Source organism: Carboxylicivirga sediminis, from assembly GCF_018156225.1.
GTDB lineage: Bacteria > Bacteroidota > Bacteroidia > Bacteroidales > Marinilabiliaceae > Carboxylicivirga > Carboxylicivirga sediminis.
This window is the reverse complement of sequence record NZ_JAGTAR010000037.1, coordinates 32086-54756: the sequence shown is the minus strand read 5'-3', so window position 1 is coordinate 54756 and position 22671 is coordinate 32086. Positions and strand designations below refer to the sequence as shown.

22 protein-coding genes are annotated in these 22671 nt (G+C 39.5%); 12 read left to right on the top strand and 10 right to left on the bottom strand.

Annotated elements, in window-relative coordinates:
* Positions 1-128 precede the first annotated feature (128 nt).
* The 4 genes from tpiA to KDU71_RS19115 all read right to left on the bottom strand — a co-directional run bounded on the left by tpiA (position 129) and on the right by KDU71_RS19115 (position 3202).
* A complete protein-coding gene (gene tpiA / locus KDU71_RS19130; RefSeq protein WP_212192713.1) occupies positions 129-884 on the bottom strand; it encodes a triose-phosphate isomerase in 756 nt (251 codons plus the stop codon).
* A 16-nt stretch (positions 885-900) separates the two neighbouring features.
* Positions 901-2109, bottom strand: coding sequence for a BT_3928 family protein (locus KDU71_RS19125; RefSeq protein ID WP_212192712.1), 1209 nt, complete (start codon positions 2107-2109; stop codon positions 901-903).
* Between the two features lie 13 nt (positions 2110-2122).
* Complete coding sequence (locus KDU71_RS19120) at positions 2123-2680, bottom strand: DUF1599 domain-containing protein (protein ID WP_317195174.1); 558 nt, start codon at positions 2678-2680, stop codon at positions 2123-2125.
* A 279-nt stretch (positions 2681-2959) separates the two neighbouring features.
* Positions 2960-3202 (bottom strand): hypothetical protein, encoded by a 243-nt coding sequence (locus tag KDU71_RS19115; protein ID WP_212192711.1) that lies wholly within the window; start codon positions 3200-3202, stop codon positions 2960-2962.
* A 160-nt stretch (positions 3203-3362) separates the two neighbouring features.
* On the opposite strand from KDU71_RS19115, the gene KDU71_RS23330 reads away from it, so the two are divergent.
* Positions 3363-4004: an energy transducer TonB gene (locus tag KDU71_RS23330; protein ID WP_212192710.1), complete on the top strand. Its 642-nt coding sequence runs from the start codon at positions 3363-3365 to the stop codon at positions 4002-4004.
* Positions 4005-4013: 9 nt separating this feature from the next.
* Here KDU71_RS23330 and KDU71_RS19105 read toward each other — a convergent pair whose 3' ends face one another.
* Positions 4014-6008, bottom strand: a complete 1995-nt coding sequence (locus KDU71_RS19105) for a sensor histidine kinase (protein ID WP_212192709.1) — start codon at positions 6006-6008, stop codon at positions 4014-4016.
* 209 nt (positions 6009-6217) lie between these two features.
* On the opposite strand from KDU71_RS19105, the gene argS reads away from it, so the two are divergent.
* Both argS and KDU71_RS19095 read left to right on the top strand, forming a co-directional pair.
* On the top strand, positions 6218-8011 hold the full coding sequence (gene argS, locus KDU71_RS19100; protein WP_212192708.1) for an arginine--tRNA ligase: 1794 nt from the start codon (positions 6218-6220) through the stop codon (positions 8009-8011).
* 186 nt (positions 8012-8197) lie between these two features.
* Positions 8198-8791 (top strand): hypothetical protein, encoded by a 594-nt coding sequence (locus KDU71_RS19095; RefSeq protein ID WP_212192707.1) that lies wholly within the window; start codon positions 8198-8200, stop codon positions 8789-8791.
* Between the two features lie 218 nt (positions 8792-9009).
* On the opposite strand, the gene KDU71_RS19090 is transcribed toward KDU71_RS19095, so the two are convergent.
* From KDU71_RS19090 to KDU71_RS19080, 3 genes are all read right to left on the bottom strand, one after another.
* Positions 9010-10953 (bottom strand): LTA synthase family protein, encoded by a 1944-nt coding sequence (locus tag KDU71_RS19090; RefSeq protein WP_212192706.1) that lies wholly within the window; start codon positions 10951-10953, stop codon positions 9010-9012.
* Positions 10954-11045: 92 nt separating this feature from the next.
* Positions 11046-11450, bottom strand: a complete 405-nt coding sequence (locus tag KDU71_RS19085; RefSeq protein WP_212192705.1) for a hypothetical protein — start codon at positions 11448-11450, stop codon at positions 11046-11048.
* The gene (locus KDU71_RS19080; protein ID WP_212192704.1) at positions 11435-11962 is read right to left on the bottom strand and encodes a hypothetical protein; all 528 of its coding nucleotides are present in this window, start codon (positions 11960-11962) and stop codon (positions 11435-11437) included. The genes KDU71_RS19085 and KDU71_RS19080 overlap by 16 nt, the downstream gene beginning before the upstream one ends.
* Positions 11963-12003: 41 nt before the next feature.
* Between KDU71_RS19080 and KDU71_RS19075 the strand changes: the two genes are divergently transcribed.
* Entirely contained in the window at positions 12004-12420 is a 417-nt protein-coding gene (locus KDU71_RS19075; RefSeq protein ID WP_244828597.1) for a DsrE family protein, read from the top strand.
* A gap of 40 nt (positions 12421-12460) precedes the next feature.
* Here the strand turns inward: KDU71_RS19075 and rocD are convergent, their stop codons facing one another.
* A complete protein-coding gene (rocD, locus tag KDU71_RS19070; protein ID WP_280516755.1) occupies positions 12461-13687 on the bottom strand; it encodes an ornithine--oxo-acid transaminase in 1227 nt (408 codons plus the stop codon).
* 213 nt (positions 13688-13900) lie between these two features.
* Here rocD and KDU71_RS19065 point away from each other — a divergent pair, with 213 nt between their 5' ends.
* The 5 genes from KDU71_RS19065 to KDU71_RS19045 all read left to right on the top strand — a co-directional run bounded on the left by KDU71_RS19065 (position 13901) and on the right by KDU71_RS19045 (position 19312).
* Positions 13901-14590, top strand: a complete 690-nt coding sequence (locus KDU71_RS19065) for a DUF554 domain-containing protein (RefSeq protein ID WP_212192703.1) — start codon at positions 13901-13903, stop codon at positions 14588-14590.
* A 23-nt stretch (positions 14591-14613) separates the two neighbouring features.
* On the top strand, positions 14614-16050 hold the full coding sequence (locus tag KDU71_RS19060; protein WP_244828595.1) for a RapZ C-terminal domain-containing protein: 1437 nt from the start codon (positions 14614-14616) through the stop codon (positions 16048-16050).
* Positions 16051-16206: 156 nt separating this feature from the next.
* Complete coding sequence (locus tag KDU71_RS19055; protein ID WP_244828598.1) at positions 16207-16923, top strand: nucleotidyltransferase family protein; 717 nt, start codon at positions 16207-16209, stop codon at positions 16921-16923.
* A gap of 10 nt (positions 16924-16933) precedes the next feature.
* A complete protein-coding gene (gene nhaA / locus KDU71_RS19050; protein ID WP_212192701.1) occupies positions 16934-18313 on the top strand; it encodes a Na+/H+ antiporter NhaA in 1380 nt (459 codons plus the stop codon).
* A 90-nt stretch (positions 18314-18403) separates the two neighbouring features.
* The gene (locus KDU71_RS19045) at positions 18404-19312 is read left to right on the top strand and encodes a DMT family transporter (RefSeq protein ID WP_212192700.1); all 909 of its coding nucleotides are present in this window, start codon (positions 18404-18406) and stop codon (positions 19310-19312) included.
* On the opposite strand, the gene KDU71_RS19040 is transcribed toward KDU71_RS19045, so the two are convergent.
* Complete coding sequence (locus KDU71_RS19040) at positions 19309-20019, bottom strand: phosphatase PAP2 family protein (RefSeq protein ID WP_244828593.1); 711 nt, start codon at positions 20017-20019, stop codon at positions 19309-19311. The two genes, KDU71_RS19045 and KDU71_RS19040, sit on opposite strands and share 4 nt — an antisense overlap.
* 247 nt (positions 20020-20266) lie before the next feature.
* Between KDU71_RS19040 and KDU71_RS19035 the strand changes: the two genes are divergently transcribed.
* From KDU71_RS19035 to KDU71_RS19025, 3 genes are all read left to right on the top strand, one after another.
* A complete protein-coding gene (locus tag KDU71_RS19035) occupies positions 20267-20620 on the top strand; it encodes a hypothetical protein (RefSeq protein WP_212192699.1) in 354 nt (117 codons plus the stop codon).
* An 83-nt stretch (positions 20621-20703) separates the two neighbouring features.
* The gene (locus tag KDU71_RS19030; protein WP_212192698.1) at positions 20704-20988 is read left to right on the top strand and encodes a hypothetical protein; all 285 of its coding nucleotides are present in this window, start codon (positions 20704-20706) and stop codon (positions 20986-20988) included.
* 173 nt (positions 20989-21161) lie between these two features.
* A complete protein-coding gene (locus tag KDU71_RS19025) occupies positions 21162-22667 on the top strand; it encodes an efflux RND transporter periplasmic adaptor subunit (RefSeq protein WP_212192697.1) in 1506 nt (501 codons plus the stop codon).
* The last annotated feature ends 4 nt before the right edge of the window (positions 22668-22671 follow it).

The window sequence follows — 22671 nt, the reverse complement described above, 5'->3', positions numbered from 1 at the left end:
TGCACAACTTCATAGCAGCATAGCAATAATGCAAAAGCAAATCTATTTTAAAACACAAAAAAGAGGATGTCTCAATTTTGGACACCCTCTTTATTCTGAAAAACTATTTTGAGCTTATTATACTCTAATTAAAATGCGGCGATAATTCCGTGAAAATCTTCAGCCTTCAACGAAGCACCACCAATTAATCCTCCATCTACATCTGGGTTTGCGAATAATTCCTTGGCATTTGAAGGCTTACAGCTTCCACCATAAAGGATGCTTGTTTCATTAGCAACTTCAGCGCCATATTTGTTAGCTAAAGTCTGACGAATGAATGCATGAATTTCCTGAGCTTGCTCTGGGGAAGCAGTTTTACCTGTTCCAATTGCCCATACAGGTTCGTACGCCAATACAACTTTACCAAATTCTTCTGCTGAAAGATGGAATAAAGCTTCTTCGATTTGCTCTTTAACAACCTCGAAATGCTTACCAGATTCACGCTCCTCCAATACTTCGCCAATACAGAAGATTGGTGTCAGACCATTAGCTAAAGTTAAATCTGTTTTTTCTTTTAAAATGGCATTTGTTTCACCATAATAAGCACGTCTTTCTGAGTGACCCAGAATAACGTACTGCGCACCAGTTGACTTCACCATTGAAGCTGATACTTCACCAGTGTATGCACCGCTTACCTTATCAGCACAGTTCTGAGCTGCAACGCCTACTAATTCTGCATCAACAGTTTTAACGACTTCAGTCAGGTGAATAAATGGTGCACCCAATACAACTTGACAATTAGGCTTGTTGGCCTTCAAGATTTCGTTCACTTCTTTGGCTAATGCCACACCTTCTTCTAAGGTGTTGTTCATTTTCCAGTTCCCTGCAACAATGTTTTGTCTCATTGATAAAAATTTAAGTTTATTTGAATTTGTATATGATAATGATTAACCCTGTTATAACTGATAAGCATAGCCAAAGCCATGTTTTATCATGGGCCCTTTGCATTGACTGAATCGATTGTGAAAGTGGATTCTTTAAGGTTTCTGCATCGGGTAGTTGGGTGTAGCTGTATTTTGCAATAATTGTACCCTTTTGAATAATAACTAAACCGGGGTTGGCTCTGATAATGGTTTTAAGGGTGGTTTCATCACATTGGGCATATTCAAAGGCAGCCTGATGCGCCATATCAAATTTGTAGCAATCCTCCGTTAATGAAGCTGTGGCCAAGTAAAAATAGCTACTATGTTTTTGAGCTACACTTTTAATATTGATAAACTGTTGGATATTATCTGTTGATGTATTTTCTAGTTTAGGCGCCACCATTAAAAATACAGGCTGCTCATTATTAATAATGGCATCAGTAATGTCGTCTCCTTCAGTAGATGTGAAATGTAAGGCCGTAATAGGTGGTTGATAACCTTCGCGAATTATTTTTGTTTTGCTATCGATAAAAATCCAAGTACTGTCATTATACGGATAATCGTCAACATCAAATTCTTTTCTTTCTCCGTCTTTCTCCAGTATGAATGTGGTTTCGTATTCACCTTCATCGGCCCCTTCTGGTATACTCATTTTTTCAGGTATATTAGCGCCAATGTGGTAAGGCCTGAAATCAAGAAGAGGCAGGCAATACATACTATACACTGAGATACCAATGATAAAAAGTAGTCCTGTACTGGTAAGTAGAAATTGTCGCCCGCCAGACAAATTAGATTTATAATCATTTCTTCTGTAGTAGACAATTATACTGAATGGAAGAATGATAAGGTTTTTGCTTAATGTTTCCCAGTTGCTTAGCTTGATAGCATCGCCAAAGCAGCCGCAATCCGAGACCGGTTCAAATATAGCTATGAAAAAAGTGATGATAGTAAACCCAGCCATAAAGAGCAATGCAGGCAAGGCTACTCGCTTTAATCTGAAGCCGAGTAGTAAGTGAAAACCCAAAATAAACTCAATAGATGACAAAGCAATTGATAAGATAATGGCAATTCCATTGCTGTTATGTATTCCTATTACTTCAAGGTATTCAGCTATTTTAATAGCACTTCCTTTGGGATCAACAGCTTTAACGAACCCTGAAAAAACAAATACTGCCCCTGTTAGCAGGCGACTTATCAGCTTGAGCATCTAATTATGGTGTTTATAAGTTTTCTTCGTCTTCCGGAAATTCAAGTTTAATAAGGGCAAAAATGGCATAATTAATCATGTCCATATAGTTGGCATCAATGCCTTCAGAAATAATTGTCTGCCCCTGATTATCCTCAATCTGTTTGGTGCGGTGAAGCTTCATAAGAATAAGATCGGTGAATGAACTTACGCGCATTTTTCGCCATGCTTCGTCATAATCATGGTTTTTATTTTCCATGAGTGCCTTAGCACTGTGTATATTATTGAGGTACATTTTCAGAGCTTCATCGTGGTCCATCTCTGGTTGTTCGGCGGGTTTAAGTTCGAGCTGAACAAGAGCCATAGCACAGTAGTTAACAATGCCAATAAACTCATCCCTGATGCCTTCATCCACCTTTGAGGTGCCCTTTGTTTCGATACTTCTGATACGCTGTGCTTTAATGAATATTTGGTCGGTCATGCTTGATGGCCTGAGGATGCGCCAGGCTGTTCCGTAATCTTTCATCTTTTTCTCAAAGATGTCTTTACAAATATTAATGACGTGATTGAATTGACTATCTGTTTTTGACACGTTATATGCTTTTTTGAATGGAGGCGTAAAATTATCAAAAAATGATAAATATTGAGGTATAATTAATTAGATTCTAACGATTGAATCGCATTATTTATATTGAATTGATAATTAGGAAGTATTGTAATAGAAGAAAAAAATAAAGCGGCTTTTGGCCGAAATCGACCCACGGGCTGCTGTGATGGAAATGTCCTTGCCAGAAGGAAATTCCAGTCAAAAGCCAAAAGCGAATATAGTGCTTTGTTTTTGCATATTTATACAAAAAGTAACAATGATGCATTATTTTTTTACCAAGCGAATAACTATCCCAACTACAGCGCCGATACCACCACAGATAGCAATATTATTTCTGACTTTTGCGATGCCCGATATTTTTTGCCCCAGTGACACGAGTTCGTTAGATGCAGGCTTTAGTAAAGTGCTTATGCTCACATATTCACCCGCAATTTTACCAAAAAAGAGGTAGCCGATAACAAGACCGAGAAGGGCAAAAATCAATACACTAACAATCGAATGTTTCATAATTTTGAAGGTTTATTTTTAAATAGGTTGCACTATTGCGCCCGGCTAAGTTAGGAATTATTGATTGGCAATTGCATATTAAGCAGTATTTACTGGCTTAATGCATGAGCCTTCCAAAATTGTTGTATATTCAGCAAATGACTACCAAAATGTATTTAAAGTGAAGCAAACAGGCTGGTTATATATGTGTTTTTGCATTAGTTTAATGGCTTTGGCCAGCACTGTTGTTAGTGCGCAGGATAGAGAATTGGTAACAAAAGAGCGGGGGCTTTTCAAAGAGGTTTGCTGGGTAGATGTCAATGATACAGCTATTCGCAATGGACAAAGTACAACGTATTACAAGGGTAAAGTTATTGAGCAGGGCCGATACTTGAAAAATACCCGAGTTGGACGATGGCGCTTTTATAACCTGGAGAGTATCCTTGATTATGAATATGATTTTGACAGGAATGAACTTGTTATGATGAGTGGTCAGGATAGGCATGAATTAAAATTGAAAACACCTTGCCTGTTCATGGGGAGCCCTTTAATACCTTATCTGTTTTTAGTAAATAATTTAAGTTATCCGCGAAGTGCAGTTAAAGAGTCTATAGAAGGTAAGGTGGTTTTAGCTTTAAGGGTTGATGAAACAGGTCAGGTAATCGGCTTTTATATAGCCGAAAGGTTACATCCAATCATTGACAGGGCCGTAGTAGAAGTGGCTAAAACAATGCCCGATAAATGGCGTTTCATTGCAGCAACTAACATGGGCCATCCAGTTGCTAGTGAATACCATATTGCCATTGAATTTCAACTGGAATAGTGTAATCGGTTAAATTCGTTCGATGCACTTACTGATGTATTTCTTGAGCTTTTGTTTATCAGTCAGTAAGCGGCCTGTTTCTCCTTCTGCAGGACTATAAATTATTTCGGATTCGTATTGTCCTACTTTAATCAACGAAGCTTTTCTAACTTGCGGAATAGTAAGTAGCAGATTCATCTCTTCCGACTTTAAATTTGCATCAATTAGAATGACTGGACTAGTGTGAGCGAGTGGTACATTCAAAAGCGCCTGAAACTGAAACAGGCAAAGTACCTTTGTGTCTTCGATAGTAACGGGTGCATCCTGTGGCTTGTTGGAGTAAAACAGTATTGTGTTAGCTGTTTTACTGTCCTGTGCAGAATGTCCATCAGCCGGTATAACAAAATGAAATTCAGAGCCTACTTTCTCAACTGATGTTACCCATAGGAAGCCGCCAAGTGCATTTGCAAGATGCTTACAAATACTAAGCCCCAGTCCTGCACCGCCAAAATCTCTTGAATTTTCATCATTTGCTTGTCTGAACTTATGAAAGATATTGGGTATTTTATGCTTCGGAATACCAATTCCGGTATCCGACACAATGAACTCAACTGAATTATCTTTTCGGTACTGATAGCTTAAGGTAACAGTACCACTGTATGTAAATTTCAACGCATTATCAATTAAGTGTCTGAGCGTTTGTTTAACACGCTCTTTATCGGTAATGATGGCAGGAGTATCAAAACCAATTGGCTCTTGTACCCGAAACTGCAGGTTGGCGTTGTTCGCCACAAGAGGGGCTGCATATTCACTCAGCTCATTAACTATTTCATGGGCATATGTACTCTTTAAATCAAGGCTTATTAAGCCCGACTCAATTTTAGAAAATTCCATAATGTCGTTGAGGAGTCGCAACAATTCATTCGAACTTGTTTTAACAATGTTATGAAACTCTTTTCGCTCAGTGCCTGTGAGTTGGTCGTCGCACATAAGTTCCGTAAATCCCATGATGCTGTTTAGGGGCGTTCTAACCTCGTGAGACATATTTGCCAAAAATGAAGATTTAAGACGATCAGATTCCTCAGCACGCTGTGTGGCTTTTTTGACCTCATTCTGCATTTGTACTCGTTCCGAGATATCAATTAGAATGAGTAAATTGTTAGGCTTACCATGGTTTAAAAGTTCTATTTTAAAGACCTCTACTGGCTGGGTGGTATTATTGGGGGTAAGTAAATGAAATACAAAAGGTGACTTATGCGAAAAATCACGATTAAGAAGTTGAGAGATTGCGGCATGTTCATCCTCAATAATAATATCAGTCAGTGCCTTTTGTTGTAAGGCCTGCGAATCAGTTTTTAATAGATGTATGGCACTGTGGTTAAAATCAGTAATAGTATTGTCTTGATTAAGCAGTAGTATGGGTAATTGAACATTCGCAATGCTAGCTGTGAGTTGATGTTGTTTCTGTTCGCTTATATACTGATGGCTAATCTCTTCAATGATAACGGTAAATAGCTGGATGCTTACATCACTTACTTGTACAGGTCGTATCGCAATTTTATAATACCTCGTATCTTCACTTTGGGCAATTACATCACCAGAAGAGTCCAGTTGCAGTTGCTGCGAATTCAGTTTTAGTTGTTTGTCCCAGTGATGCGATTCAGTAATTTTTTGATGCTTTACTAACTGTTTGTATAAGGAGTTGCAATAAATGACTTTCTGTTTTTCATTTGAGATGCAAGCTGGGTAGGGAATAAGCTCAATCATCTGCTGAAGGTTACCAGCAATTGTTTGGGCTTCATGATTGATATTAATATGGGCTTTTCTCGTGCTTTGTTTTTTATTGTTGTTTCTGAAATTGATATACAGATACACCATCAGTGATAATCCCAGAAGAGCAATAATTTGGTAAAACAAACTTTGGACATCTTCTACGTCCAGTTGGCCATTGTTGGCTATAGCATTGGTAGAAGTTGCCAGAAATAAGAATAAGTTATAGTAGCGAACAGCCTGTCGGTTGAACATCAATAAATATTTTCAGTTGTGAACTATCAAAATAAGCAACAAAAGTATTTTTTTATAGACTGCTTACAATAAAAGCGTTTGAAAAAAAATCAAAGTCAACTTAAAAACCCATAATTATACAGATATTTCGAATATTCTTACAGTCCATAAACGTTAACTTTATTAACTTTGCCAGTCAGAAAATTAACGAGCATATTAAATATACGAAAATGATAATTGAAAGTCAGATAAAAGCTTCGGTAGTAAAAGCAGTGAATGATTTATATGGAGCCAGCATTACAGAAGAGGCCGTTCAATTGCAGTTGACACGTAAAGACATGAAGGGCGATTATACCGTTGTTGTCTTTCCGCTTTTGAAAATCTCTAAGAAGAATCCGGTTGAAACAGGTAATGATCTTGGAAACTATATCAAGAAGGAATGTGTTGAAGTGGCCGAATTCGAAGTAGTGAAAGGCTTTTTGAACTTGCAATTATCAACAGCATACTGGTTGGGGCTTTTAAATTTACATGTGCATAATGCCGAGTATGGAAAAACCGAAGCAACGGACAAGTCGCCCTTGGTAATGATTGAATATTCATCGCCCAATACCAATAAGCCACTTCACCTGGGACATATTCGTAACAACCTTTTGGGTTATTCATTGTCCCGCATTGTTGAGGCAAATGGTAATAGAGTGGTAAAGACCAATATTGTAAACGACCGCGGTATACATATTTGCAAATCGATGCTGGCCTGGAAAAAGTGGGGCGAAGGACAAACACCAGAAACGACAGGCAAAAAGGGAGATCACCTGGTTGGAGATTTCTATGTGAAATTTGATCAGGAATATAAGAAAGAACAGGCAGAGTTAATGGCAGCCGGTCAGTCAAAAGAAGAGGCTGAAACGAACTCTCCTTTGATGAAGGAAGCGCGTGAAATGCTTCTGAAATGGGAGGCTCACGATCCTGAGGTGTATGCACTTTGGCAGCAAATGAATCAATGGGTTTACCAGGGATTTGATGTTACCTACAAGCAAATGGGTGTAGATTTCGACAAGATTTATTACGAATCGGATACTTACAAGGTAGGTCGTGATATGGTACTGGAAGGCTTGGATAAACAGGTGTTTTATCGTCGTGAAGATAACAGTGTGTGGGCTAACCTTGAGAATGATGGCCTGGATGAAAAGCTGTTGCTGCGTTCTGACGGTACCAGTGTGTATATGACACAAGATATTGGTACAGCCAAACTGCGCTACGATGATTACAATATTGATAAGATGGTTTATGTGGTTGGTAATGAGCAAAACTACCATTTTAAAGTGTTGGCCATCCTGCTGGACCGTTTAGGTCTTGAGTGGGGTAAAGATTTGGTGCACTTTAGCTATGGAATGGTTGAGTTACCCGAAGGAAAAATGAAGTCGCGTGAAGGAACAGTTGTCGATGCCGATGACTTGATGGCAGACATGATCAATACTGCCCGTGATATGTCAAAGGAACTAGGTAAGCTGGAAGGCTATAGTGAAGAAGAAGCCGAACGCGTTTATGAAACCATTGCGCTAGGTGCTTTAAAGTACTTTATCCTTAAAGTTGACCCAAGGAAGAATATGACTTTCGATCCTAAAGAATCGATTGATTTTAATGGTAATACAGGACCGTTTATTCAATATACTTATGCCCGTATACAGTCCATCAATCGCAAAGCCCAAGCCAATGGTATTGAATTGCCTGAAGCGATAAGTGTTGATACGGCTATGTCTGAGAAGGAAATTCAGTTAATGCGCATGATTAGCAATTTCCCATCTGTTGTAGCTGAGGCCGGTAAGGTTTATAGTCCGGCTTTAATAGCCAACTTTGTTTATGATTTGTCCAAAGAGTTCAATCAGTTCTACCACGAATCGCCAATTGCGGTTGAAGAGGATGAAGCTAAGCGTGCCATGCGTTTGCTTCTTTGTCAATCAGTAGGAACCGTTATTAAAAATGCGATGTGGATGATGGGTATTAATGTGCCCGAAAGGATGTAGAAATAATTGAAAACGAGATAAAAGCCTGCTATTTGCAGGCTTTTTTATTATAGTTCAACTTTTTTTAATGGCTAATTATTAAGGAATAATCAATATATTTGGTTAACCTAATGTGGCAAGAGCAATAAACCGCCGTGTCAGCCCGTTTGCAGAGTATATTAACACCCACAAATAATACTGTTTATAATGAAATTTTTTTCGCTGGTTTTTACTACTATGTTGGTTGTTCAATCAACTAATTTACTTGCACAGAGTGATTTGTCTTCAAGGTTCGACTCGTTATCCTTAAAAGCACAGTTTGAGTACGTTTATGAGAAATCAGAAACGTATGAGCGCTATAAGGTGATAAAAATTGGTACTTATAACCTGCTTAAGAGTAATTCGCTTGATAGTGTCAATGTGTATAGAAGTGATTTGACAAAACGAATTGATGATATTGCGGGACTGGAAAAAACGCTGGCGGCAAAGGATGAGACGATTAGTACCTTAACTGCCAATTTAGAGTCGACAAGGAATAGTAAAGATAGTATGCAGTTTTTAGGTGCAGAGTTAGCTAAAGGTGCTTATAACTCAATGATGTGGGGTTTGGTTTTTAGCTTACTCGCATTGGCCGTTATTTTAATCCTGATGTTTAAGCGTAGCCATGCCGTTACAAATGAAACAAAGCACCGCTTAAGCGAGGTTGAAGAAGAATTTGAGACGCATCGCAAATCAGCTTTAAAGCGTGAGCAGAAGTTGGCCCGTGAGTTAATGGATGAACGCCTGAAGCATAAATTTTAAGCTGTTGAACGATTAGTTATAAATATACAAGGAGGCCCAAATTGCCTCCTTTTTTTGTATCATAATCAAAAGGACGTTCCTTTCTACTTAGAGGATGACATCACCAGACTAATGACAAACTCAACCTTGCAGTGTCGATCCGATACATATATCATTTGTTCTTCCGGATTTTTCATTTGCAAGGTTAGGCTCTAAATTTAATGATATGGACAGGTTACTTATTCTACAACCAGCCTGTCTTCAATCATCCGGTTGTTGTATTGCTGAATGATCCCTTTTAATAATGGTAAGCTGTTTTTGTAGCCGCTTTCGGTATTTTTAAGATTGTGCTTTAAGTAAGGATCTTCTGCAATATTAAATGCACTAATCAGGTTCTCACCATCGTAATGCAGCACGTAATCCCCATGCACCATCTGATAGCTGTTGTTGGTATAGTTAATAGCGAACCTGTCATTTTCAGGATGCAATAAGTCTTTACCAAATGCTATATATGGTTCTTTATTGAAACCAATATAGTTAAGTAGCGTTGGCATAATGTCAATCTGCTGTGCCAGTTCGTTGTTAACACCTCTTAAGGTGCTGTCGCCCGGGCTATACAATATCAGCGGAATCTGGAACTTATTAACGCTGGTTTGCGAAATATCGTAATGTGCCTGTGTGCTATGGTCAGCTGTAATAACAAACAATGTATTGCTATACCACGGCATCTGTTTAGCGCTTTCAAAAAACTTTCTCAATGCATAATCGGTGTAGCCAATGCCTTGATGTACTGGTAATGTGCCTTTGGGGAATGCATCGGTATATTGATCGGGTACTTTAAATGGGTGGTGCGATGATAATGAAAAGACCGAGGTCATAAAAGGTTCCTGCATTTTATTCATCTCATTGGCAAAAAACTGGAAGAATGGTTCATCCCAAATGCCCCACATGCCATCAAATTCATCATCGTTGTTAAACTCAGTCATGCCCTTATAGGCATCGAAATTAGCAACATTAGCAAAGGAGTCAAATCCCATTGAACCATTGGGTGCCCCATGGAAAAAGGCACTGTTATAACCATCCTTCTTCAATAAAAAGGGTAAGCCATTAATGTGGTTGGATGAATATTCAGATACAACGTATGGCAATACCAGGGCCGGTATGCTGGCTAATATCGATGGCATAGCATCAATTGACTTGCGGCCATTGGCATAAGTGTTCGGAAAAATCAGTGCATGCTGAGCCAAAGAATCAAGAAATGGTGTATAACCTTTGTAGTTCCCATTATCAAGTTCGGGGTTGAATGAACCCAGAAACTCTTTATTGAAGCTTTCCAGAATAAATATGACAATGTTCTTCTTAGGTTTATCAGCAATGCTATCGGTTAAGACAAGCGGGTTGAATGCTTCGTTTAACTCCTCCTCTGTCTCAAAGTAATCATAGGCTGTAAAACTCTTTTTGCCCCAGGTGCGAATCATACAAAATGGGGTGTTTAGAACGATAGCCATCTCGTCAGGTGTATTAACGTACTTACCTGCATTAGCCATGTTAATTGGTCGGGTTGAATGACGGTAGCCGCCGCGCATTCCAACAATCGAAAAACCAGTAAATATAGTAAGGGCTACGACAGATAGGGCCGGATAAAACCAGCGATTCGAAAACTTAATGGCTCTTGGCTTAATGAATGAATAACTTTTGGCCAATAGAAATACTGAAGCGATGAAAATAATGGCCACATACCAGTAATCAATGATGAACTGGCCCCATAGTTTGGTCATGTTTGTTTCGTTTTCCAGTATATTAATCACATTGTAGGTGGTACGTTTCAGAATAAATCGATAATAAATCAGGTCGATGCTGTTAAGTGCCAGACCAATGCTGTTAAACAGCACGAATAAGGTTTTTAAGAAAATCTGGTAGCTTTTATGAAACTTAAATGGAAGAGGTAGTAAAAACAGTAAGGCATACAGCCCGTTTAAGTACAACATGGCACTTAAATCGAACAAGAGCCCACCTTTCATAATGGTTAAAAAGCCATTAAAGGTGATGTTAGGAAATAGTTCGGTATTAAAAAGGTAAAAAAGAATACGAAATGCACTGTAGAATGCCATTATTAGCAGCAATCTGTAGGTGAGTACAAGGTATTCGTTCAGCTGCTTTCCTTCTTTTACAGAAATCTTCATATTAACTTAAGCTTGTCTAAAAAATTTGGACAAAGTTAATAATGAGATTAAGTTTTCTAGTGTTTTTTATATTAAGAATCGTTAATGGTCTCCTAATCAGCGTTAAGCCATTCTAGAGCAGCCTCTTTGGTGGAGAATTGTTCACGTTTGATTTTCGAGTTCTCTGGCAACCACGAAAACAGCATGGCATAGGCGGTTACTTTGGGATCCTGCACGCAAAAAGCCGTTTTAACAGATTTGCAGTTTAATGTTTTTTCTTCAGCTTTTTTCGATAGCAGGCTTATTTCATCCAGCCTTAAATCAATCACCGCATTTCTAAGATCATAAAACACCTTTAAATCATCGGGTAAAGTATGCAGACTCCCTATCTCATCCAGAAAGTCATATAAATCATAAATTGTTGAAGGGCCATCGATGGAAACGTGAAGTATATCATTAATAAAGGCGTATGAAATCATAGGTCGCGCTATAAGTATTGGTTCTACTGTGTTATCCATTGCTTAAACTCTTTGGACATAAGCATTTGCTGGATTATATTGATGAGTGTTTGGTTAGGCAGATCTTTTAGAAACATTTGTACTTCGTCTTCTGATACATTGGCTTTTGTTATTAAAGCTTTTAACCGCTTTAAGGAGGCGCCGGTTAATTCATCTTCAAAGGGTAACCACAAAAAGCTAAGATTGTTTAAATCTCCTGCACTACTCAATTCTGTTGATGATTCCAGCTTTATTTTTAGTTCCTCAATGATTGTAGAAAGAGTTGTTTTGCAATCGGTTTTAACCGGATCTGTAGTGCCTGATTCGTCTCTCAATGCCCAGCTGCTGTATGCATAATCTATTTTGTCGAGCGCCGCTACCTGTGGCGAATTGCTGCCAAAGCACGAGGCTGTTAAAAGAATCGTTGCTTTCTTCCATGAGATTAAATCAAACTCACGGTCGTCAATTTTAGAAAGCTGTTGTTGCAATAAATTCAAATAGGAGGCAGCCGTATTCATAATTGCGTTTTTCATTTAATACAATGATATTGAGTTCTAAATTAAAAAATTATAGGATGAAGCATTTAATTGTTACTTTGTTTTTGATGACGGTACCTTTATTTGGGATGACAGCTAATAAAAAGGAGATGAGGGAAGCAGACAAGCTAATGATAATTTGGAGCAGTGGCGACAGAGATGTGGCACTGAAGGTGTGTTTTATGTATACTAATGCTGCGAAAAAAATGCAGTGGTTTGAAGAAGTGTACCTGATTGTGTGGGGACCTTCGGCGCAGTTGCTGTCGAATGATAAAGAGCTGCAGGAGCAATTGAAAATAATGCAGAAAAATGGTGTTGTGGTTGAAGCCTGCGTTAATTGTGCCGATATGTACGGCGTTAGTGATGAGTTGAAAGCCTTGGGTGTTGATGTCAAAGGAATGGGCAAGCCTTTAACCGATCGGTTAAAAGCCAATTGGAAGCAGCTGAATTTCTGACAAGAAAAAAGCCGACCATGGAGGTCGGCTTTACATTCATTTAAGCAAACTGTGCTAATGTTTTCTTAATAATATCAATAGCTTCGCGCAATTGTTCTTCGTTAATTACCAATGGAGGAGCAAAACGTATAATGTGTTCGTGTGTAGGTTTGGCAATCAGGCCATTTTCTTTCATAGCCACACATACATCCCAGGCTGTTTTGCCATTTTTAGGCTTGATGGCCACAGCATTTAACAACCCTTTACCACGTACCAGCTCTATCATATCAGATTCGATGCTTAGCATTTCTTCGCGGAATATCTTACCAAGACGCTCAGCATTTTCTGCTAGTTTCTCGTCTTTAATAACGTCAAGCGCTGCAATGGCCACCTTACATCCAAGTGGATTTCCGCCATATGTTGAGCCATGTTCACCTGGTTTAATTACCAGCATCACATCATCATTGGCCAATACTGCTGAAACAGGGAATACACCACCTGAGATAGCTTTACCTAAAATCAGTACATCAGGTTTAACACCTTCGTGATCGCAAGCCAGTAATTTACCCGTACGAGCAATACCAGTCTGTACTTCATCCGCAATAAACAGTACATTTTTCGCCTTACACATCTCATAGGCTTTCTTCAGGTAGCCTTCATCCGGTACAAATACACCAGCTTCACCCTGGATTGGTTCTACCAGAAAACCAGCTACATTAGGATCTTCTAATTCTTTGGCTAATGCGTCCAAATCATTGTAAGGTACCGTTACAAATCCAGGTGTATAAGGACCAAATCCTTTGTACGAATCCGGATCGGTTGACATTGATATGATTGTAATAGTACGGCCATGGAAGTTATCGGCACAAACGATGATTTTTGCCTGATTCTCAGGAATACCTTTTTTATCGTATCCCCATCGACGACAAAGTTTTAGTGCAGTTTCATCAGCTTCTGCACCGGTATTCATCGGTAATACTTTATCATAACCAAAATATTTAGCCATGTATTCTTCAAACTCTCCTAATACACTGCTATAGAAAGCTCTTGATGTGAGCGTCAGCTGTTGGGCTTGTTCAGTTAGTGCATTAATGATTTTAGGGTGACAGTGACCCTGGTTTACCGCCGAGTAGGCTGAAAGAAAGTCAAAATAGCGCTTGCCTTCAACGTCCCATACATATATACCTTCGCCTTTTTCAAGTACAACTGGTAGTGGGTGGTAATTGTGTGCACCGTACTTATCTTCACGAGCAATATAATCTGCAGGTGTCATTTTCTTGTCGGTCATAACAAAGATTTAAAAAGGTTATTATTCTCTAATTTATTTGGTTTGCTAGCAAAAATAGGAGAATTAGTGAGAAAAAAATGCCTTGAAAAGCTGAGTTTTATCATATTCGATGAGATTGCATCACGTACAATAGATGCTCTGAAATGAAAAACAATTTCGCATTTAGTTGATATTAATTTATTTTTATCGGATTAATCACGAAAAGCTAATAGAATGCTGTTTGGAGGAACACTGGTAAACGTGTTAACAGTGCTGGCAGGAAGCGCCATTGGAATACTGATAGGAAATCGCATTCCTGAAAAAATGACGAAAAGTGTTTTTCAGGCTATTGGGCTTTTTACCATTGTTTTGGGCGTTGGTATGGCTATTAAAGGTCAAATGCTATTGATTATTGTGTTTAGTCTTATTATTGGTACCATTTTAGGTGAGTTGATGTCGCTGGACAAACAGGTTGATGGGTTATCAGGAGTACTTAAAACAAAGTTCCGCTTAAAAAATCCAAAGTTTGCCGAAGGTATGCTAACTGCTTTTTTGCTTTACTGTGTAGGATCTATGACGATTGTGGGCGCAATAGATGAAGGTATGGGCAATGGGTCAGAGGTATTAATGACAAAGGCACTTATGGATGGCTTTTCATCCATAGCTCTGGCTTCTGTTTTTGGAGTTGGGGTTTGTATGTCAGTGGTACCTCTGCTTATTTTTCAGGGAGGTATAACTTTACTGGCCTATTGGCTGGGCGACTTTATCGGCAAGGATATCATCACTGAATTAACGGCTGTTGGCGGTATTTTGTTAGTTGGATTGGGGATTAATATTTTAGAAATAAAGCAAATACGAATAATGAATATGCTACCATCGTTAATTGTGGTGGTAGTATTGATTTGGCTTAATGCCTATCTGTAAATAGATTAATAAAACAACACACCTTGGAAAAAGATACAAAGTCAATATTGATAGGGCTATTTGAGAAATGGGCTGGTGAAGAAGCACGCTCTTTTGTTATGTTACCTCCTTCTGGTTCTTATCGTGAATATTACCGGATTGCCGGTCGCACCAAATCAGCCATGGGGGCATATAATGCCGATGCAAAGGAAAATCAGGCATTTTTGGAATTTTCAGAGCACTTTAAGAATAAACAACTGCCAGTGCCTGCTATTTACGGTGTTGATATGGACCATCATGTCTATCTGCAGGAAGATTTGGGCGATGTAACGCTCTATAGTTTTTTGCAAGGTATACGCAAAGGCAAAGCTTTTCCTGAAGAGCTGGTTAACTTCTATAAGAAAACCATAACCAAACTCATTTGCTTTCAGGTACAAGGAGGAGAAGGACTTAACTATAGCAAGTGCTATCCACGACAGGCATTCGACAAGCAATCGATGTTATGGGATTTACACTATTTTAAATACTATTTCTTAAAGCTGGCACGGGTTCCTTTCGATGAGCAGGCGCTGGAAGATGATTACCATCGTTTGATCGACTTTTTATTGGAGGCTGATCATGACTATTTTCTCTACCGCGATTTCCAGTCGCGTAATGTGATGGTGGTGGATGATGAGCCTTGGTTTATTGATTATCAGGGTGGTCGTAAAGGTGCCTTGCAATATGATTTGGCTTCGTTATTATTTGATGCCAAGGCTGATATACCGAATAGTGTCCGTGAAGAGCTACTTAATTTTTATGTTGAGGAGCTGGAAAATCACATAGTGGTTGATAAGCAAGAGTTTAAACAACATTATCAGGGTTACGTATTAATTAGAATTATGCAGGCTATGGGAGCCTATGGTTTCAGGGGCTTTTATGAAAAGAAAGAGCACTTTCTAAAGAGTATACCTTATGCTATTAATAATCTGAAATATTTGCTGGAGACAATTGATTTAGGTATTGAGTTGCCTACGCTCTTTGCAGCTCTTACCAATGTTACCGAATCGGAGGAGCTAATGACCATCGGACAACGTAGTTCTCTGTTAACGGTGCGCATTAGTAGTTTTTCATATAAAAGAGGTATTCCGGTTGATGTATCAGGCAACGGAGGTGGCTTTGTATTCGATTGTCGTGCTATTCACAACCCAGGTGGTTATCCCGAATATGCTGATAAAACTGGTAAAGATGAAGAGGTGATTGCTTTTTTTGGCAAAGAGCCCGAGATGGCCGATTTTCTGACTGATGTGTTTTCCCTCGTAGATAAGTCGGTTGAGAAATATATCTCCAGAGGATTTAAAAACCTGATGGTTAATTTCGGATGTACTGGCGGACAGCATCGTTCAGTCTATAGTGCCGAGCAGTTGGCGTCTCATCTTCAACATAAATACAAGTTAAATGTTGAATTAAAACACGTAGAGCAAGATATGAAGAAGCGTTAGTTTTGATATGGGAAAGAAGAAATGTAAAGATGCGGATAAGTTGAAAAATCCGATTATTAAAGACAGTCATAAGTACGAATGCAAAAAGTGTGGGCTAGGCTCTAAAAAAGAGGAAAACCTGTGCAAGCCAAAAAAAATTAAGAAGTAGTGAATGCCATGATTTTTGCGGCGGGTCTTGGTACCCGTCTGAGACCTCTTACCAATCAACTCCCTAAAGCACTGGCTCCTTTTAACGGGCAACCTCTGTTGGGTCATGCCATCAATAGCCTCAAAGGCCTCGGTATTGAGCGCATTGTGGTGAATGTACACCATTTTGCAACCCAAATTATTGATTACATTGAAAGCAATGATTGGTGGACTGAAGTGCTCATTTCCAATGAATCAGATGAACTGCTGGATACCGGGGGTGGACTATTGCGAGCCCAATCTTTATTCATTCCAAATAAGTCAATACTAGTAAGAAATGTAGATATTGTCACATCTACAAATCTAGAAAGTTTCATATATTCGCATCAACAAAATGCCAATGATGCAACTTTGATGGTAAAGAATCGTAATACATCACGTTACCTACAGTTTAATAATGATATGCAACTGTGTGGTTGGCGAAATGCCAAAACAAGTGAGCACATTGAAGTGTTGGCTTGTGATCACATAAAGGAAATGGCCTTTAGCGGGATACACATGATTGAACCACATTTGCTTGATAAGTTAGGAGGCAAGCGGGTTTTTTCAATCATCAAAGCTTACCTTCAATTGGCGCAGGATATGCAAATCAGGGGCTTTTCTGTCGCAGATGATGACGCCTGGTTTGATGTAGGGACTATTGAAAAATTAAGACAAGCAGAACAATATTATAAATCAGGGAAATAATTAGAACAAAATGAACGAAATTCAAAGTGGAACCGGGAGGCGGAGGTTAGGCGACCCGCTTCAGCAATTTATTAAGTTTTTCACTAATGGTAGTGCCTTATTAATGATGGCAACTGCAGTGGCCGTTATCTGGGCTAATGTTGATCATGACAGCTACCACCATTTCTGGCATAGTACTTTTGGTATATCATCAGGATTGTTTTCTGTTGAAATGGGACTGACGCACTGGATTAATGATGGTCTAATGGCTATCTTCTTCTTTGTTGTGGGATTGGAAATCAAACGTGAGTTTTTGGCTGGTGAGCTGAGTTCTTTTAAGCAGGCTTCTTTGCCAATATTCGCTGCCATTGGAGGTATGGTTGTACCAATCATTTTATACTTCAGTTTTGGGTTTGAAGGTACAGCCTCTAAAGGATGGGGTATTCCAATGGCTACCGATATTGCATTTTCATTAGGTATATTATCCCTTCTGGGAAAACGTGTTCCACTGGCTCTAAAAGTGTTTCTAACCGCATTGGCCATTGTTGATGACCTTGGAGCTGTTTTGGTTATAGCACTGTTTTACGGTGGCGATTTAAACTGGACGTACCTGATGATTGCAGGTATTTTATTGTTGGTTTTAACAGTTGCCAATCTAAAAAATATTCAAGACCTGAAGATCTACACTTTCTTAGGCTTTATTATTTGGTATCTGTTTTTGCAGTCAGGTGTTGACGGGCCAGGTTCAGGATTGCATGCTACCATTGCTGGTGTGCTTATTGCCTTTACCATTCCTGCTCGTCCAAAGGTACATATCAATGAATTTTTAGCGCGCATCAAGTCCGGGCTGACACGCTTCGATTCGGTTCCTAAGAGTGAAAACGAACGTGTGTTGACCGATGATCAGTTGTACGCCATTAATGATGTTGAGTACAGTGTAAAAAAGGTTCAGAGTCCTTTGCAATATATCGAGCACCAATTCCACGGTTTTATAAGCCTATTCGTACTGCCAATATTTGCTTTGGCAAACGCGGGTGTTACTTTGGTGCATCATGGCGATGGAAACGGTGATGTATTTACAACTTTATCGTTTGCCATAGCCTTTAGTCTGGTGGCCGGAAAGGGTATTGGTATCACAGTATTCTCTTGGTTGGCAGTTAGATTGGGCTTTGCCGTAAAGCCTAAAAGGTCATCATGGATGTCATTCCTGGGGTTAGGTTTCTTGGGAGGTATTGGGTTTACCATGTCTATTTTTATTGCCAGTCTTGGATTCAAAGAGAGCGCCGAACTACTCAACCAAGCTAAGATAGGTATCTTCGTTGGTTCAATTGTGGCCGGTCTGTTTGGTTTTTATTTGCTGAAATACTCGTTGAAAAAAGACGAAGAGCGAAAGCCAATAACCACCAGATAATATTAATATAAACTAAAGGAGTGTGAATGACACTCCTTTTTTATTTGCTACGATTATCAGACTATTTACATTTGCAACTTTACTAGCTTCATGAATCAATATATTACATCGCATCTGGGAGAGCTGGCAGCTCTGATTACAGCTATATGCTGGACGTTTACCTCACTTTCATTTGAGTCAGCCGGTAAAAAGGTAGGTTCAATGTCCGTTAATATCATTCGATTGGTAATGGCCATTGGTTTGTTGGGCACACTACAATATATTCGTTTTGGCTACTTTTTTCCTGAAGGAGCTACCAGCTATCAGTGGATATGGTTATCGATAAGTGGCCTGGTAGGTTTTGTGATAGGTGATATGTTGCTGTTTCAGGCCTTTGTAGTGGTAGGGGCTCGTATTTCGATGCTGGTTATGTCATTGTCGCCACCTTTAGCAGCGTTGTTTGGCTGGTTATTACTGGGCGAGCAACTATTGATGAGTCACATTGTGGGCATGGTGGTTACTATATCCGGTATTGCCTTGGTAATATTAGGAAAGCCTGTCAAAGGCAAACGTATTGAGGTTAAGTATCCGGTTCGTGGAGTTTTACTGGCTTTTGGCGGTGCAACTGGCCAGGGATTAGGATTGGTACTAAGTAAATTAGGTATGGGCGATTATGATCCGGCATCGGCCACTATGATACGCGTTATAGCCGGTACTATTGGTTTTGCAGTGCTTTTTATTTTTACCGGTCACTGGCCAAGAGTTATTAAAGCAATCACATACGGAGCTGCCATGGTGCGCATTTCCATTGGTGCTTTTTTTGGCCCATTTCTGGGTGTTTCGTTTTCGCTGTTGGCCATCAAATATACCACAACAGGTGTTGCTTCCACCATTATGTCAATTGTGCCTGTGTTGATCATTCCACCAGCCATCTTACTGTTTAAAGAAAAAGTATCACTAAAAGAGGTGGCAGGAGCGGCATTAGCAGTTTTGGGTGTGGCTGTGCTATTTTGGTTTTAACCTGTAATCTTCAGCATCACTTTGGCTGCTGTTAGTAAAGTGCCTGTCATGATAATGATGGTAAAGAAAATCAACCTGGCATCGGTGCCAAACGATTCAGCCAAACCAGATTTAAGCAGCCGTTTATTATGATGCGATATAACCACAAACCGTGGTATAACTCTCAGGTAAAGGCCATAGACGATTCGTCCCAGAATGATACCCAATAAGAAACCTCCAATGATATCGCCCGAAAAGTGCACACCCATGTAAATGCGCGAGTATGCGTTAACCGTTGCCCAGAGGAAAATAAATAGTGTGTAAGCCTTATTTCTGAAAAGGAGTGAGGTAAACATGGCTAAACCAAAAGAATTAGTAGCATGGGAAGATACAAAACCGTATAAACCACCTCTTTTACCGTTTATAAGATGTACCAGGTACTTTAGTTCCTCATCGTGCGAGGGGCGTAATCGTTCAAAACCACTCTTAAATACATTTGAGGATATTTGATCGCACAATACGATTAATACGGCCACAGCAAGCATGGTCACTAAGCCGCGGGCTCCATGGTTTTTAAAAATCACATAGGCAATGACTAAATAAAGAGGCAACCATACTTCTTTACTGGTAAACATCCAGAAGAAATTATCCCAGTAACCATTATGAAAACTGTTTAAAAATAGAAGTAGTTCCTTATCGAGTTCGATTAGAGATTGCAAAAGCCCCATGATTTTCAATTTAGATCCCGAAAATAACTTTTTATTACCGAAATAGCAGCTGCAGATTGAGAATAATAAAATTTAATACATTCTACTGCTGCGCTATGCTTGTTAATAAGTTATTAAAATGTATCAAGACACGTTAAAAAATTGTATTATTGCAGCGATGTATAAATGGCGTTCACATATGGCATTTTTTCTATTGGCGATATACAGTGTGGTTTTCGCTCATAATGTTATACCCCATCATCATCATATGGACTTGGGGGCCAATGTGGTGGCATTGTTTTGTGACGAAGATGAAGCACATCATCACCACGAAGGCCATGACGTTCATCAACATCATCACTCTTTTGCTGATTCACAGTATAGTGATTCATGCCTGAAGCATGAACACGAGAATGAGGAGCATGCCGCTTGTCATTTTGATGTGCGACCTGTGGCAGCTAAATCACTTGATTTTCATCCTTTCCTCGTTGTTAATCACACTTTTCAACTTCAGGTTACAGTAAAAGAACTTCCTAAATACGATATTGATCACAGCCCAATTAAGTTTCCTGAGGGCTACAATTTCGCGGTCCCGTTGAGGGCACCGCCTTTCTCTGTATGATTTGTTTCTAAAAAATTATCAACCATTGTATTCAATATAGGATGGTTGCAACTTTCTATTTACTAACATTCAATCTTTTAATCATGCAGAAATTACTATTTATTCTGGCTGTATCAGCCTTAATTCTATCATCGTGTGGAACCAAAAAAGCAGATAACAAAGAAGGTACTCATGTTCATGAAGACGGAACCGTTCATGGGGCACATGAGCATGCAGCTCCTCAGCAGGAAACTTTCGAAGTGAAAGAGAAAGGTTGCTCTGCTGAATGTGCCAAAGATAGTTGTGACAGCGTAACAAAATCGGAAGAGGATCACGATCACGACCATGGCCATGATCACGATCATGCTCATGATCATTCACACGAGTAGAAGGTATTAGCAAACTTAAGCAGGATTTGTACCTGTTTTAAGTTTGCTTTACACACGACAAAGATTGAATTAAAAGATGTTTTGATGAAACGAGCCATAACTAGGAGTTTTTAGCGATGAAGACGATTATTCTATAGGCGAGTTTCATGTGACAATTGAAGTAAAGTATACACATGAAAATACATTATATAATTGGGTACCTGTTGATGGCGTTTATCTTATCAGCCTGTAGCAACAGTTCCAAGTCAACACATGATACACATAGTCATGATGATATGACTATTCCATACACCGGTTATTCAGAGAGTGTGGAGATTTTTGTAGATGCACAACCTTTAGCTGTTGGTGCTAATTCGCAGCTGATTGTGCATATAACGGACCTAAAGTCGTTTAAGCCTGTTGATATTCAGGATGTAACGATATCACTAGTTATTGGAGCAAAAGGTGTGAGGGTTAAAAGTGAATCACCTGTTCAGCAGGGTATATTCAAAGTTGTAATTCAACCAACAACCGCTGGTGCGGGGCAACTCCGGTTTGAATTTAATAAGGATGGGGCAGTGCATCAGGTGCTTATTCCTGATGTAAAAGTATATTCTAATGAACACGATGCTGTTCACCTGGCAGAAGAAGATCTGCCTTCATCACCCAATGCCATTGCATTTACTAAGGAACAATCATGGAAGGTTGAGTTTGAAACCCGGCAGGTGCAACGCATCCCTTTTGGTGCTGTTATAAAGGTGCCGGCTAAAGTAAGTGCATCGCCCATTAATCAGCGAATTGTGGTGGCCAAATCATCAGGTGTTATTCAGTTTACCTCCGATATTATATCTATTGGTCAAAAACTGAACAAAGGGGAATGGGCACTTACTATCGCCGGACAAGGTTTAACGGAGAATAATTCTGTTCTGCGCCTGCAAGAGGCCAAAGTGGAATATGAGACTGCGAAATCTGATTATGACAGGGATAGGCGCTTGTATGAGAAAAAAATCGTTTCGGAACGCTCACTGCTTGAGTCAAAGGCGCGTTATGAAAAGGCATCAACACAATGGAATAATCTTCAAAGTGCTATTGGAACAACGGGTGAGAAGGTGCAGGCTCCCGGTAAAGGATTCGTTCATGCGGTTCATGTACAGAATGGAGAGTTTGTATCGGCCGGTACACCCTTATTTACTATGGTTGAAAATAAACGAATGCTGTTAACCGCAATGGTAAGACTAAGTAAGGTGGCCGAACTGTCTGCCATTAATGACGCTACCATCGAAACGAATGGCGGAAAGGTGTATAAGCTGCAGGATTTAAACGGGCGTATTGTTTCTGTTGCCCAATCAATTAATGAAGAGGCTTATCTATTACCTGTCACCATTGAAGTTGACTACAATCAAGAGCTTTTAAGTAGTGGTTTTGTAAACGTGTACTTGAAATCTGATGAAACAAATGAAGAGTTAGTTGTCCCGGAAACTGCCCTCGTTGAGATTCAAGGTTTATTTTTTGTATACGTGCAGTTAACACCTGAACTGTTCGAACGCCAACAGGTAAAGCCTGGAAAAAGTGATGGCCGGAATTGTGTTATCCAAGCGGGTTTGACAGGCGGGGAGCGTATTGTAACCAAAGGAGCTACTTTGGTGAAGCTGGCAGCTGTATCCAATACTGTTGACGCCCATGCCGGGCATGTACATTAGGAGG

Coding starts and splice junctions, on each gene's coding strand:
- tpiA (WP_212192713.1), bottom strand. CDS start 884: ATGAGACAAAACATTGTTGCAGGGAACTGGAAAATGAACAACACCTTA.
- KDU71_RS19095 (WP_212192707.1), top strand. CDS start 8,198: ATGAAATTTTTTTCGCTGGTTTTTACTACTATGTTGGTTGTTCAATCA.
- KDU71_RS19085 (WP_212192705.1), bottom strand. CDS start 11,450: ATGGATAACACAGTAGAACCAATACTTATAGCGCGACCTATGATTTCA.
- KDU71_RS19040 (WP_244828593.1), bottom strand. CDS start 20,019: ATGGGGCTTTTGCAATCTCTAATCGAACTCGATAAGGAACTACTTCTA.
- argS (WP_212192708.1), top strand. CDS start 6,218: ATGATAATTGAAAGTCAGATAAAAGCTTCGGTAGTAAAAGCAGTGAAT.
- KDU71_RS19055 (WP_244828598.1), top strand. CDS start 16,207: ATGATTTTTGCGGCGGGTCTTGGTACCCGTCTGAGACCTCTTACCAAT.
- KDU71_RS19035 (WP_212192699.1), top strand. CDS start 20,267: ATGGACTTGGGGGCCAATGTGGTGGCATTGTTTTGTGACGAAGATGAA.
- KDU71_RS19090 (WP_212192706.1), bottom strand. CDS start 10,953: ATGAAGATTTCTGTAAAAGAAGGAAAGCAGCTGAACGAATACCTTGTA.
- rocD (WP_280516755.1), bottom strand. CDS start 13,687: ATGACCGACAAGAAAATGACACCTGCAGATTATATTGCTCGTGAAGAT.
- nhaA (WP_212192701.1), top strand. CDS start 16,934: ATGAACGAAATTCAAAGTGGAACCGGGAGGCGGAGGTTAGGCGACCCG.
- KDU71_RS19030 (WP_212192698.1), top strand. CDS start 20,704: ATGCAGAAATTACTATTTATTCTGGCTGTATCAGCCTTAATTCTATCA.
- KDU71_RS19115 (WP_212192711.1), bottom strand. CDS start 3,202: ATGAAACATTCGATTGTTAGTGTATTGATTTTTGCCCTTCTCGGTCTT.
- KDU71_RS19045 (WP_212192700.1), top strand. CDS start 18,404: ATGAATCAATATATTACATCGCATCTGGGAGAGCTGGCAGCTCTGATT.
- KDU71_RS19075 (WP_244828597.1), top strand. CDS start 12,004: ATGAAGCATTTAATTGTTACTTTGTTTTTGATGACGGTACCTTTATTT.
- KDU71_RS19105 (WP_212192709.1), bottom strand. CDS start 6,008: ATGTTCAACCGACAGGCTGTTCGCTACTATAACTTATTCTTATTTCTG.
- KDU71_RS19065 (WP_212192703.1), top strand. CDS start 13,901: ATGCTGTTTGGAGGAACACTGGTAAACGTGTTAACAGTGCTGGCAGGA.
- KDU71_RS19080 (WP_212192704.1), bottom strand. CDS start 11,962: ATGAAAAACGCAATTATGAATACGGCTGCCTCCTATTTGAATTTATTG.
- KDU71_RS19025 (WP_212192697.1), top strand. CDS start 21,162: ATGAAAATACATTATATAATTGGGTACCTGTTGATGGCGTTTATCTTA.
- KDU71_RS19125 (WP_212192712.1), bottom strand. CDS start 2,109: ATGCTCAAGCTGATAAGTCGCCTGCTAACAGGGGCAGTATTTGTTTTT.